Consider the following 13,127-nt stretch of genomic DNA (forward strand, 5'->3'; position numbering starts at 1 on the left):
ATCACTCCTCGATCAACGCTTGAGAGATGACATTGCGGGCCGGCTGCAGAAGGTATTGCAACAGCGTGCGTTGCCCCGTGATGATCAACACGTCCGCAGGCATCCCCGGCAGTAATTTGCGATCACCCAAGGCGCGCACGCCGGCTTCGGTGACCCGGACCCGCGCCAGGTAATAGGGAGTCCCGGTCTTTTCGTTGACCAGCCGGTCCGCCGAGACACTGATGACCTCGCCCTGGATCACAGGCGTGGTCGCACTGTTGAACGCGCCGAAACGGATATCGGCACGCTTGCCGATGGCGATGCGATCGATATCGACCGGCGCCACCTGGGCCTCTATGACCAGTTCAGAAACCGAGGGAACAATGTCCAGCAAAGGCGTCGCCGAGCGCACGACGCCGCCAATCGTGTGCACCGTCATGCCAATCACCATGCCCGATTCGGGTGCGCGGATGATGATATGGCTGAGCCGGTCCTCCAGGGCGGAAGCCTTCTCTTGCAGGTCGTAGATTTTGGTCTGGACATCAGCCAATTGTTTGGCGACATCGGCATTGAAGTCTTTATCGACTTGTAGAATCTGCAGCTGTGTTTCATTGATCTGCAGGCGCGTCCTGGTGATGGTCGAACGATGGTCGGCCAATTCGGACTTGACCATTTCAAGCTTGCGCTGCTGCTCAAGCAGACGTTGTTTGTCGACGAACCCTTGTGACAACATGTCTGTCAATTCAACGATTTCACCGCTGTAGGATTTATTCAGTTGGCTCTTGACACCAATCATCGCCTCCAGCCCCTTGATCTGTTGATTCAACTGACCAATGCGCTCTTGCAGCACCGATATCTGGCCCAACCGTGAGCCCCGTCGTGCGTTGAATACCTGGGTCTCGCCCTGGCGCGCCTCGGCACCTCGCAGGCTGTCGGAATCGGTCATGACGTCAAAGCCAATTACTGGCAGATTGTCCCGCTCAGCCTTGAGTCTTGCCTCCATGGCTCTGGCGGCAATGAGCTGGCTTCGGGTCATCTCGTATTCGGATCGCAGCTGGGCATCATCGAGAATAATCAGCGGGTCATCCTGCTTGACGATGTCACCGTCATGGGCCAACACCTCTTTGACGATGCCACCTTCGAGGTGTTGTACCGTTTTCCGATAAGCCTGCACGGTGACCACACCTGGCGCGTAAGCCGCGCCATCGATCGGTGCGACCGCCGCCCAGGTGCCGAACACCCCGAAGGTCATCAATAAAATGCCAAAACCCAGGCGACGGATCTTTCGATCAGAGACCGCCAGGTCGGCGAAGTTATCTGTTTGACGACTGAGCATCGTACTGTTCATCGGCATCACCCTTGCGAGTAGCCACCGAAGCCACGCTTGCGCCTGCTTGCGTGGCGTGCTTTTGTGCCCGCTGCGCGAGTTCGGCCAGCACTTGTTCGCGTGGTCCATAGAGACTGATGGCGCCATCACTCATCACCATCAGCCGGTCAAGTTGGGACACAATGTTGGTTCGGTGGGTAATCACAAAAACGGTTGCACCTGTCAGCTTGAGCTGCTGGATGGCCACCGCCAGGGCACGATCACCGACTTCGTCGAGATTGGAATTGGGCTCGTCGAGGATAATCAGCCGCGGGTTGCCGTACAGGGCACGGGCCAGGCCTATGCGTTGGCGCTGCCCTCCCGACAGCATGACGCCATCGCTGCCAATGACGGTGTCATAGCCATCGGGCAACAGCAGAATCATTTCGTGAACGCCGGCAGACTTGGCCGCCAGAACGACTTTTTCGGAGTCGACCTCGGCGAAGCGGGCAATGTTCTCGCTGACGCTGCCTTCGAATAATTCAATGTCCTGGGGCAAGTAACCTATGTACGGCCCGAGTTCATGTTTGTCCCACGCGCTGATGTCCGCGCCATCGAGCCGGACCACCCCATGCTGCGGCGCCCATACCCCCATCAGTGCCCTGGCCAGGGTGGACTTGCCCGCGGCACTTGGACCGATGATTCCGACAATGCAGCCGGCAGGTACGCTGAAACTTATGTTTTTGATGATCGGGGTTTTCGAGCCAGGTGCCGCGACGATCAGATTCTCCACCTGCACATGACCCTGAGGAGCAGGCAATGACATACGCTCGGGCTGAGCCTGTTGTTTGTCGAGGATGTCGTTGAGACGGCGGTACTGCGAACGGGCCGCAATAAAGCCCTTCCAGCTGCCAATAATCAGATCGATGGGGGCCAAGGCGCGCCCTAGCAGCACGGACCCGGCAAACACCATGCCTGGCCCCACCTGATGATCCACGGTCAGGTACGCCCCCAGCCCCAGGATCAGCGATTGCACCAGGATCCGGAAGGACCTGGAAAGCGTACTGATGATGCCACCTCTATCGCTCGCCCCGGACTGCAGCATCAGGACATTTCTCTGGCGACGCCCCCAACGGTCCATCAGGGTTTCAAGCATGCCCATGGACTCGATGACTTCAGCGTTGCGCAGATTTTTCGTGGTGTGGAGCGTCGCGCTGATATGTTCCTTGTTAGCCTGGGCAAGTGCCGGCCCCGTCAACCTCTCATTGAGAAACGCGAGAAATAACAACAACAACGCACTGCCCACCGCTACCCAGCCATACCAGGGATGGAACATGAACATCACAGCGATATAGATAGGCAACCAGGGCGCATCGAAAAAGGCGAACAATCCATTACCGGAGAGGAACTGTCTCAAGCCCGTCAAGTCGTTGAGCGACTGGGCCGAGGCATCCATGCCGCCACTTTCCAGCGCCCGTTTGAAACTGGCCTTATAGACCTGGCGACCCAGCAACACATCCAGCCGGGTACTGACCCGAACCATGATGCGTGAACGCACCCATTCCAGAGAACCGAGTGTTACCACCAACCCGGTCATGATCAGCGTCAGCATCGCCAGGGTCGTCAGACTTCCGCTGGTGACCACTCGTCCATACACCTGAAGCATATAGAAGGTAGGAACGAGCATCAGCGCGTTGATGAAAAAGCTGAAAAAGCCAACAGAAACAAAGCTGTCTCTACAGGCTTTCAACGCTATTTTCAGACTGTTTTCAGGTGTGTTTCGCATGGAAACCCCTGCTCGGAAAGTCATACCTTGAGGAGCTTAGATCATGCCGAACGTCTGTGCGTAGCAATCGACAGACCGTCAAAGGCACACCAGTTTTATCCCTGTAATTGCCCCGGTTCAGCTCTTTCCCCAACAAGGCCCCGCACTTGTCCTATCCTTCCATCCACCCCATTACTCTGGACATCAAAATGCCCGCCCCCGAATCAATCCTCCTCCAGAGCTGGCACCACAACGCTCAATCCTGGATCGAGGCTATCCGCACCGGCACCATCGAAAGCCGTCTCAAGGTCACCGACCAGGCAATCCTGCTGGCAATACTGGGCCGCCAACCCGAGCGTGTGCTCGACCTGGGCTGTGGCGAGGGCTGGTTGTTGCGTGCGCTGGCTGAACGGGCCATCGAGGCAGTCGGTGTGGATGGCGATGCGACACTGGTCGAGGCAGCGCGGACGGCGGGCTCTTCGCGGGTGCATTTGGCGAGCTATGAAGAATTGGTAGAGGCAAAGGTGGACATCGGCAGCGACTACGACCTGATCTGCGCCAACTTCGCCCTGTTGCACCAGGACATTATCCCCCTGCTCGCCGCCATGAACGCCCTGCTCGCCCCCGGCGGCGCGCTGGTGATCCAGACGCTGCATCCGTGGACCGCGGCGGCAGGCGACTATCAGGACGGTTGGCGGGAAGAAACCTTCGCCGGGTTCAAGGGGCAGTGGCAACCCATGCCGTGGTACTCACGTACCTTGTCCAGTTGGCTCAACGCCCTGGACATGGCCGGTTTCCGGCTGGCCGCCCTGCAGGAGCCGCAGCACCCGCAAAGTCCGGTGCCGCAGTCGTTGTTGCTGGTGGCTGAGCGATAACGCTTTTACACATGTCAACCTGGTCTGAGATCGGTGCTGTAATTCTCCCCGGACTCTCCTCGTCCATGGGCAGCCAGAGAGAATAGTGGCGAACAGTTAGCACATGCCAAGCATGCCCTCAGCCTTCGACAGCGGGCACGAGCGGTAACCAGACGCAGACTTCGAATCCATCCTGTCGACCTGTTGCCGGCGACACCAGCATCATTCGCGCGTTGACCCCCTGCACAATGGTTTTGGCAATCGCCAACCCCAACCCTGACCCGCTGGCTTCACTATGACCGCGTACAAAACGCTCGGTCAGGTGCTGCAACACGGGCTCCGGCACCACCGGGCCACCGTTGACCACCCGTAGCAGCGCCTGGTCGGTCAGGCTGACTTCGATCGGTTGATCCATCGCACCGTACTTCAGCGCATTTTCGATCAGGTTGCGCAACAGAATACCGAAAGCGTCTGGATCAATGACCGAGTACACACAGGCCTGGGTTGGCAACTGCAGCTCGATGTGGCGAGCGCTGCTATGGTTCCACTCATCAACCACATGGACCAGCAACGGAACAAGATCCTGGGGCGTTTCGGACAGCAGCCCACCGCCTTCGGCCTTGGCCAGTTGCATGAGCTTTTCCGAGAGCCGCGCTAACTCGCGCAACGAGTTTTCGATCTTTGCCGCGCGCACTCGCAACGGGCCTTCGGGCGCTTCGTGACGCAGCCGCTGGACCTGCGCCAGGGTCGCGGCCAGTGGCGTGCGCAGTTCATGAGCGCTATTGGCGGTAAAACTACGCTCGGCCTCCAGGGCCTTGCGCAAACGCTCCAGCAAATGGTTGACCGCGTCAGCCAGCGGATCGATTTCGGCCGGCAGGCGCGACGTTTTGATCGGCGACAGATCACCCACCCCACGGGCCTCCACCGCTCGACGATAGGCCAATACGCTGCGCAGGCTGATGCGCACGAATAACCAGGTGCCCAACAGGCTGATGGGAATCAGCGCCAATAGCGGCATCAGCAAGGCAAACAAGGCTTCCCGCGCAGCCTCACGGCGATGGCCAAGGGGCTCGGCGATTTCAATGAACAGCGTTTCCCGCAACGCACTGGCGCCATACAGACGGTATTTTTCAGTGGTGGAGAAACCTTCGGTCGGTTGTTTGTTGAAGATATTCGGGTTGGCGTCGTGGGATTGCATCAGGATCTTGCCCCTCGCATCGCGCACCAGATAGGTCAGGTATTCCTTGTGCATTGTGAGGGGGGCCACGTGGTGTGTCTCATCGGGCTTTTCCCGATTGCTGATTTCCAATACGACCAGGGGCAGTATGCGTTGCGCCGTCTCTTCCAGCGCGCTGTCGAATGCCTCACTCAACTCATGTTGCACCACCAGCCAGGCGCCGACGGTCGCCCCCAGCCAAAGCAAGGTCATGCCCAGGGTCAAGCCCACGCCGAGACGTTTTTGCAGGCTGGACGACTTCATGCGGACGTCAACCGGTAGCCCATGCCGCGCACGGTTTCAATCAGGTCGCGCCCGAGTTTCTTACGCAACCGGCTGATATAGACCTCGATTGTATTGCTCTCGATTTCGGCACCGAAAGCGTACAACCGTTCTTCGAGCTGCGCCTTGGACAGCAGTGCGCTGGGGCGCTGGACAAATGCCTCGAACAGCGCCCACTCCCGCGCCGTGAGGTCCACAGTCGCGCCGGCCCGCTGCACCGTACGGGCACTCATATCGATCTGCAATTCGCCGAGTTTGATCTGCGGGTTGGGGTTGCCGCTGTAACGGCGAGCCACTGCAGCCACACGGGCCGATAGTTCAAACAGGTCGAACGGTTTGACCAGATAATCATCGGCCCCGGCATTGAGGCCGGCGATACGATCGGATATCTGATCCTGGGCGGTCAGGATGATCACCGGCGTTGCATCCCCTGCAGAACGCTGCTGACGCAAAAAATCCAGCCCGCGACCGTCCGGCAACATCAGGTCAAGCAGGATCAGGTCGTAAGGGGTAGTGCGCACACTGTTGCGCGCATGCTCCAGGCGCTGTACCCAATCGACGGCGTGGCCGTCATCGGCGATCTGTTCGCGCACCGCCTCCCCCAACCCCGGTGCGTCCTCGACCAATAAAACCCGCATCTGGCACCTCCTTGATGGTTATCGTGCAGCACCTTAATCGTCTTACCTGACGTGAATCTGAAGATTCAGGTGAGTTCCTCTGTCGATGATTTTTACTGCGCTTCAGGTTGCTGTCAGCAAGCAAGTCCAGGCTCTGGACCCAACGATCAAAAGGACAATCCCATGAAAAAAATTATCGCTGCATCCTGCCTCGCCGGCGCCGTTGCCCTGCCAGGGCTGGTCCAGGCCCGTGAAGTGACCTTGACCACTCAGCTCAAGGACTACAGCGGCAATGATGCGTATCTGGCGATCTACGTCACCAACGCCACTGGCCAATACCAGAAAACCCTCTGGGTGGCCGGCAAGAAGGCCAAGTATTACAAGCATCTTGCCGACTGGGCCCGTGGAAGCGGGATGAACCCGAGCGAGTTTGACGGGGTCAGCGGCGCCAGCGTCGGCAGTGGGCGCACCCTCAAAGTCAGTGTCGAACTGGCAGACGCCCTGATCGATGCCGGCTATCAAATCCGCATCGACAGCGCCGTCGAGGACAAACGTGATGCCCGCGCCGATGTCAGCGTGCCCCTGACGTCCAAGGGCGCAGGCAAGCCGGCGACCGGCAGCACCTACGTCGAGTCCTTTACTTACGATCTGTAGCACTGGCCATTCTGGAGGCTGAACATGCTTCGCCAGTTCCATTCCCTGCCCGGCCTGATCGCCGCCCTGCTGGTCATGCTGTTGGCCATCAGCGGCGCGATGCTGTCTGTCGACCCCGCCCTGGAACGCCTGCACAGCACGTCCACCGCTGCCGGGCAAGTCAACGTCAGTCAGTTGGCCGAGCGCGTAGCCAGCCATTTCCAGGGCGTGGAGCAGATCCAGCGCACAGCGTCCGGGACGGTCATCGTCTACTACAACCAGGACGGTCAGGCCGGGGCCGAAAAGGTCGATCCACTGACCGGTCAAGGCCTCGCACCTTACGAGCCATCCGCCTTCTCGCGCTGGATGAAAGACCTGCACCGCTCGCTGTTCCTTGGCACACCGGGCCACGGGGTTTCGGGTGTCGGCGCGCTGTTGATGCTGATGCTGTCGGTGTCTGGTGCGCTGTTGCTGGCCCGGCGGCTGGGCGGCTGGCGCAACCTGTTGCGGCCACTGCGAGGTTCCTTCAGCCAGCGCTGGCATGCTGAAGTCGGACGCCTGGCATTGCTTGGGCTGCTGTTGTCGGCACTGAGCGGGCTCTATATGTGCGCCACGACTTTCGGCTTTATCGCTGATGGCAGTCAGAATGAGCCCACCTTCCCCGCCCACGTCAGCGCCGGCCCGGCCTTGCCGGTGGCGAACCTGAAAGCCTTGCAGGCCACTGACCTGAATGACCTGCGCGAACTGGTCTACCCGAGCCCCAACAACCCGCAAGACGTGTTTTCCCTGCGCACGGCCCAGGGCGACGGTTACGTGGACCAGGCCAGCGGCACTTTGCTTTCCTATCAAGCCCACGATTCGATGCGCAACGTCTACGAATTGATTTATCAATTGCACACCGGTGAAGGCCTCTGGTGGCTCGGTCTGCCGCTGGGGCTCTGTGCCCTCTGCGTGCCGTTGATGAGCGTGACCGGCATCCTGCTGTGGTGGCGCCGCCGCAAGGCCGCTCCGAACATCCGTGAAAACTGCACCGCGCAATCCGCCGACAGCGTGATTCTGGTCGGCAGTGAAAACAACAGCACCTGGGGCTTTGCCAACACCTTGCATGATGCCTTGCACCAGGCTGGACACCGGGTACATAGCGCGGCGATGAATCAATACACCAGCGAATACCGCAATGCCCAACGGGTGTTCATCCTCACCGCGACCCACGGCGACGGCGATGCCCCAGCCTCGGCTTCGCAGTTCCTGGCACGGCTGACCAGGGTCGGCCTCAAACCCGGCCTGCCGTTTGCCGTGCTGGGCTTGGGCGACCGCCAGTTTGCGCAGTTCTGTCAGTACGCCCATCAGGTGCAGGACGCGATGTTACAGGCCGGTGGCTCACCGCTGCTTGAGCTGGAAACCGTCAACCGCCAGTCCGCACAGGAATTTGCTCGCTGGGGCCGCGCACTGGGCAAAGTACTGGGGCAGGACCTGACGCTGGTCCACACCCCGGAGCAGCCACGTACCCATCAACTGGTGCTGATGGAACGCATCGCCTACGGCGAACAGGTGAATGCGCCGACCCACGTACTACGCTTCAAGCCCCCCAGCGAGCTGCCGGATTTCCTGGCCGGTGACCTGGTCGGGATTTTCCCGCCGGATAGCCAGGTTCCGCGTTTCTACTCGCTGGCCAGTAGCTCAGAAGATGGCGTGCTGGAGATCTGCGTACGTAAACACGAAGGCGGCGTGTGCTCGCAATTCCTTCATGGCCTGGACATCGGTGCGCCGATCGAAGCTTTTATCCAGCCCAACCCGCAATTTCGTCCCGCGTCGGGCGCGCACCCGGTGATCCTGATCGGCGCCGGTACCGGCATAGGTCCCTTGACCGGTTTTATTCGCAACAACAAGGCCCGACACCCCATGCACTTGTATTGGGGCGGGCGTAACCCGGCTTCGGATTTCCTCTATGAATCAGAGCTCAAGCGTTACCTGGCGGACCAGCGCCTCACGGCATTGCGTGCCGCCTTCTCCCAGGTCATGGACGGCAGTTACGTGCAAGACCGGTTGATCAGCGATGCGCTGGTCTTACGCCGGTTGATTGAGAAAGGCGCCCAAGTGTTGGTGTGTGGCGGTCGCGAGATGGCCAAGGGCGTGATGCTGGCCCTGGATGAAGTGCTGGCGCCGATCAACCTGAGTGTGCTGACCCTCAAGGCACAAGGACGCTACCGTGAAGACGTCTACTGACTTGCAACGCTACAGCCTGAATGGCGAGACCATGGGCACCCGTTACACCGCCCTGTTCTATGCGCAAGCCGGGATCAATACCGACAACATCGACCATAGCCTGGCACGCGCCGTGGCCCGGGTAGACCAGCAAATGTCCACCTGGAAACCCGACTCCGATCTCAACCGCCTCAACGCCGCCCCCGAGCAGGAGTGGGTGCCGGTACCCAAGGAACTGGCCATGGTGCTGTCTGCCGCGCTGCGTGTCAGTCAGCAATCCGGCGGCGCCTTCGACATCGCGGTCGGCGATCTGGTGAATGCCTGGGGGTTCGGCCCCGGCGAACAGACCGTCACCGAGCAGATACTCGACACGCTGCCAACGCAAGCTCGCCTGTCCGCCAGTGCGGCGCTGAGCGTTGACCCGCAACGTAATCAGGTGCGCAAACGTGCGCCGCTGAACCTCGACCTGAACGGTATCGCCAAGGGTTTTGCTGTCGATGAGCTGGCCCGCTGTCTGGAGGATTTGGGCATCACTCGTTATCTGGTCGGCATCGATGGCGAGATGCGCGCCCGCGGCGTCAAACCTGATGCTCAACCCTGGGTCGTAGCCATTGAAAAACCCTGCCGGGGTGTGCGCGAAGTCATGGGTGTGATGGAACTCAGCGACGCTGCCATCGCCACGTCCGGAGACTACCGACACTGGGTCGATGTGAGGGGGCAGTCCTATGCCCACACCATGAACCCGACCACCGGCGCACCACTGTGCAACGCACTCGCGGCCGTCACAGTGGTGGCGGCCTCGTGCATGCTCGCCGACGCCTGGGCCACGGCGCTGATGGTGTTGGGCGAAACCGAAGGCCCACGCCTGGCACAAGAGCGCGGGATGGACGCGTTGTTCGTGCTGCGCGACGGTGAACAGTTCAAAGAAATATCCATCGTCGGCGGCCAGTTGCAGGCGCAGATTGAAATGCGCTGAAGGACCATTCGAAATCAGTACGAATCAAACCGCCAGATGAAACATGACGCCCTGGGCGGCCACGCCCAGTTCGAGCCTTTATTGGTAACAGGTCGGTAGAAGACCCTGTGACCGGTTGATCCGCTTCATCTGAATACAACCCGGATCAGCAGTGCCCACTGCTGAAGAGTTTTTTTATAGCTCCCAAGCATATTTTTAATAATTTTCCTCTTCCGATTGATGCCGCACTATCAAACCGCACTGAGCACCTCTGGTCCGGCTTTCCCGGATGGAAGCTTTTTTCATAACGATGCCAGCCCCAAGAGCCCGGCACGGTGGAACCTTATCGGCCTCTGGCCAGCACTGCCCGGCTTTACACCATTCTAAAAACCAGCTGTGGGAGCGTTCCATGTCTTTATCCTTACGTACCTGTGTTCCTTTTTCCCTGGCCCTGTTGTGCACCGGCGTGCTCGCCGAGCCCCAGGCCCTGACCGTCATTTCGTTCGGCGGCGCTACCAAGCAGGCCCAGGACAAGGCCTATTTTCAGCCCTTCAATGCAAGCGGTGCGGGACGCATCGTCGCTGGTGAATACAATGGCGAGCTGTCGAAGATCAAAGCCATGGTCGATGTGGGCCATGCCACCTGGGATGTGGTCGAGGTCGAGAGTCCGGAACTGTTGCGTGGCTGTGATGCCGGCTTGTTCGAGCGGCTGGACACGGCCAGTTTTGGCGACCAGGCCCAGTTCGTACCGGGAACCTTGACCGAGTGTGGTGTGGCCACCTACGTCTGGTCGATGGTCATGGCCTTCAACAAGGACAAGCTGGCCAAGGCCCCGACTTCTTGGGCGGACTTCTGGAACGTCACCGACTTTCCGGGCAAGCGCGGCCTGCGCAAAGGCGCCAAGTACACCCTGGAAATCGCTCTGCTGGCCGATGGCGTCAAGCCTGACCAGCTCTACAAAGTGCTGGGTACCCCTGAGGGCGTGAACCGAGCCTTCGCCAAGCTCGACAAGATCAAGTCAAACATCCAGTGGTGGGAGGCCGGAGCCCAACCGGCGCAGTGGTTGATCGCCGGTGACGTGGTGATGAGTGCCGCCTACAACGGTCGTATCGCCTCGGCGCAGAAAGAAGGCATGAACCTGAGCATCGTCTGGCCCCAGAGCCTGTACGACCCGGAATACTGGGCCGTGGTCAAAGGGTCGCCGAACAAGGCGCTGGCCGAGCGTTTCATCGCGTTTGCCAGCCAGCCGCAGGCCCAGAAGGTTTTCTCGGAAAACATCCCTTACGGCCCCGTCCACCGCCAGGCCCTGGCGCTGCTGCCGGAGCCAGTACGCCAGCAACTGCCGACAGCCGAAGCCAACTTGGCCAAGGCTCAGTCGGTAGATGCGGAGTTCTGGGTGGACCATGGCGAGGAGTTGGAAGAACACTTCAATGCCTGGGCGGCGCGTTAGCCGCGACACACTCTCTGTAGCAGCTGCCTCGCCCCGGCTCGACAGCTGCTACGGATTAATCAATCAAGCCATCAAGAACGCCCCACGGAACCTGTGACCGGTAGATTTCCCAGCAAGTTGAGCCCGGTACTCTTCACGAAAGCGTCATAGTCCATCGGCTTCTCGATGCGAGTTTCAGCGTTGGGCAGTACGTAAGCCCAGGCACGCTTGGACGATGCGTCGTAAACCAGTTTGAACAGGCGGGTCGGCACCCAGACCTTGTTGTCGCCGACGGTGCCGTGGCCTGAATCAAAGAGCGGGCCGGTAAAGACAAAGACATTGCCATCGGCTCGTTTGGCAAACTTTCTGACATCGGACTCGACCTTACTCCAGATCTTCCGGTTGTTGGTTGGATCTTGCGGCACCATGTTCGACAGCGCAAAGGATTGGGCCATTGCATTGGGGTTCGGTGCATCGGCTGCCGGGGATTGATGGCCACGGTCCACGGCCGGATGTTGGCTACGGTAGTCGCTCAACTCTGCCCGCCCACTCTTGGGAATGCGTGGGTCCGGGTAGAACTGGTTGGTACGCTCCTCCCCTTTGGCATCCTGCAGCTGGGCGGCATTAAGGCGTTCGACCACTACCAGCGGCGTCTTGCTGGTTTGCGAGTACAGCACCGCGAAGTTGTCGGAACACAGAGCCAAGGGTTTCATTGTGGCAGGCACAGTGGCCATGTTGATCGGTTTCGCGGCCGGGAACAGATCCGTGCAGTCGTCAAACGATGCCTGTTTCTGTTTGTTTGAATAGAGTTCCAGCGCCGCGCTCTGGCTGATCGAGCCCGAGTGGGAGGTTTGTTGCTGATGCTGGGTGGGCGGCTTGATGAAATCCAGCAGACTGCGGGCTTGTGCCCCGGTCGAGAGCAAAACAAGGGCCGACAGCCCAACTGCAATTTTGCGTAGGTGCATGCTTTAAATCTTCGAATTGGATTGAGGGGTAAACGTACGGCGAGTCCCGATTCACGGAACCAGGTGGAGGCGGTTGCGGATTATATTGCGGTGAGCATGCTTTCACTGTCCTTGATCAAAATGCCGATGCGGATCCGGTCGGCGCCGGGCAGTACGACCGCTGACGGTCGCGCGGGGTGTATTGACCATTACAAGTCACATTAGTGCTGAGCAGCGTTCACATTCTACTTGGCCATGTCTGATAAGCCCGAAAATAGAGCTGTATGGCGCGCCTACCGGCAACAGTCTGAGGGCTGCAATAGCCTTGGAGGAAGCAGGTATCCCCTACACCGCACGAAGACTGAATTTGCAGGCGAATGAGCAACGCGACTTGTCGTACCTGGCGCTTAATCCGGCAGGAAAAGTCCCAACCCTGGTCGACCATTCATCGACACCCCCGCTGGTCATTAACCAATCGAACGCAATCATTCAGTTCGCTGATGCAAAAGCTCCGGGTCGGCTCGCACCAGCGCATCGTGGACCAAAACGCGACCGGGTGTTTGATCGTTATTTCTTTTTCGTAACGGACGTCATCGGGCCCAGTCATGCTGCATTTTCCCTGCGCCAGGCAGGATTTAATGATGCGGCCACAGTTATCGATCAACGCGTCATTGAACAACTTGTCTATGCAGAACGGTTTCTTACCGACGACTTTATGGCCGGAGGTCAGTTCTCCATGGCGGACATCTCTGCTTTCACCATCGCGGCATCATTTCGTGATCGGCTGGATTGGGCAGTGCTTTCACGCTTATCACGCTGGTTCGACGCGATCGAAGCCAGGCCCGCCGTACAACGAGGATTGAAAACGTTCCAGAATCACTGAGCGCTACTGCGCAGACCTTATTGTGTGCGCTAAAGATGGGCATGGCAGCTCGCATCCTG

11 protein-coding genes are annotated in these 13,127 nt (G+C 59.4%); 6 read left to right on the forward strand and 5 right to left on the reverse strand.

From position 1 onward, the window contains the following. Position 1: 1 nt before the first annotated feature. Both PSH69_RS16725 and PSH69_RS16730 read right to left on the reverse strand, forming a co-directional pair. The gene (locus PSH69_RS16725) at positions 2-1,315 is read right to left on the reverse strand and encodes an HlyD family type I secretion periplasmic adaptor subunit (RefSeq protein WP_305412841.1); all 1,314 of its coding nucleotides are present in this window, start codon (positions 1,313-1,315) and stop codon (positions 2-4) included. Then, positions 1,293-3,071 (reverse strand): type I secretion system permease/ATPase, encoded by a 1,779-nt coding sequence (locus PSH69_RS16730; protein ID WP_305409136.1) that lies wholly within the window; start codon positions 3,069-3,071, stop codon positions 1,293-1,295. The genes PSH69_RS16725 and PSH69_RS16730 overlap by 23 nt, the downstream gene beginning before the upstream one ends. 188 nt (positions 3,072-3,259) lie before the next feature. On the opposite strand from PSH69_RS16730, the gene PSH69_RS16735 reads away from it, so the two are divergent. Next, positions 3,260-3,925, forward strand: a complete 666-nt coding sequence (locus PSH69_RS16735; protein ID WP_305409137.1) for a bifunctional 2-polyprenyl-6-hydroxyphenol methylase/3-demethylubiquinol 3-O-methyltransferase UbiG — start codon at positions 3,260-3,262, stop codon at positions 3,923-3,925. Positions 3,926-4,043: 118 nt separating this feature from the next. Here PSH69_RS16735 and PSH69_RS16740 read toward each other — a convergent pair whose 3' ends face one another. Both PSH69_RS16740 and PSH69_RS16745 read right to left on the reverse strand, forming a co-directional pair. Next, the gene (locus PSH69_RS16740) at positions 4,044-5,384 is read right to left on the reverse strand and encodes an ATP-binding protein (protein ID WP_305409138.1); all 1,341 of its coding nucleotides are present in this window, start codon (positions 5,382-5,384) and stop codon (positions 4,044-4,046) included. Beyond that, positions 5,381-6,040 (reverse strand): response regulator transcription factor, encoded by a 660-nt coding sequence (locus PSH69_RS16745; RefSeq protein ID WP_111454957.1) that lies wholly within the window; start codon positions 6,038-6,040, stop codon positions 5,381-5,383. Before PSH69_RS16745 ends, PSH69_RS16740 begins: the two co-directional genes overlap by 4 nt. A 162-nt stretch (positions 6,041-6,202) precedes the next feature. Between PSH69_RS16745 and PSH69_RS16750 the strand changes: the two genes are divergently transcribed. The 4 genes from PSH69_RS16750 to PSH69_RS16765 all read left to right on the forward strand — a co-directional run bounded on the left by PSH69_RS16750 (position 6,203) and on the right by PSH69_RS16765 (position 11,262). Then, a complete protein-coding gene (locus PSH69_RS16750) occupies positions 6,203-6,673 on the forward strand; it encodes a DUF2271 domain-containing protein (RefSeq protein WP_305409139.1) in 471 nt (156 codons plus the stop codon). A 24-nt stretch (positions 6,674-6,697) separates the two neighbouring features. Continuing rightward, a complete protein-coding gene (locus PSH69_RS16755) occupies positions 6,698-8,878 on the forward strand; it encodes a PepSY domain-containing protein (RefSeq protein WP_305409140.1) in 2,181 nt (726 codons plus the stop codon). Beyond that, entirely contained in the window at positions 8,862-9,833 is a 972-nt protein-coding gene (locus PSH69_RS16760) for an FAD:protein FMN transferase (protein ID WP_305409141.1), read from the forward strand. The genes PSH69_RS16755 and PSH69_RS16760 overlap by 17 nt, the downstream gene beginning before the upstream one ends. A 388-nt stretch (positions 9,834-10,221) precedes the next feature. Next, positions 10,222-11,262 carry an ABC transporter substrate-binding protein gene (locus PSH69_RS16765; RefSeq protein ID WP_305409142.1) on the forward strand — a complete coding sequence of 347 codons (1,041 nt, stop codon included), beginning with the start codon at positions 10,222-10,224 and terminating at the stop codon, positions 11,260-11,262. A 71-nt stretch (positions 11,263-11,333) separates the two neighbouring features. Here PSH69_RS16765 and PSH69_RS16770 read toward each other — a convergent pair whose 3' ends face one another. Next, complete coding sequence (locus PSH69_RS16770) at positions 11,334-12,206, reverse strand: DNA/RNA non-specific endonuclease (RefSeq protein ID WP_305409143.1); 873 nt, start codon at positions 12,204-12,206, stop codon at positions 11,334-11,336. A 241-nt stretch (positions 12,207-12,447) separates the two neighbouring features. On the opposite strand from PSH69_RS16770, the gene PSH69_RS16775 reads away from it, so the two are divergent. Further along, positions 12,448-13,068, forward strand: coding sequence for a glutathione S-transferase family protein (locus PSH69_RS16775; protein WP_305412842.1), 621 nt, complete (start codon positions 12,448-12,450; stop codon positions 13,066-13,068). Positions 13,069-13,127 lie beyond the last annotated feature (59 nt).

Origin of the sequence: Pseudomonas sp. FP1740 (genome assembly GCF_030687165.1) — a bacterium.
GTDB lineage: Bacteria > Pseudomonadota > Gammaproteobacteria > Pseudomonadales > Pseudomonadaceae > Aquipseudomonas.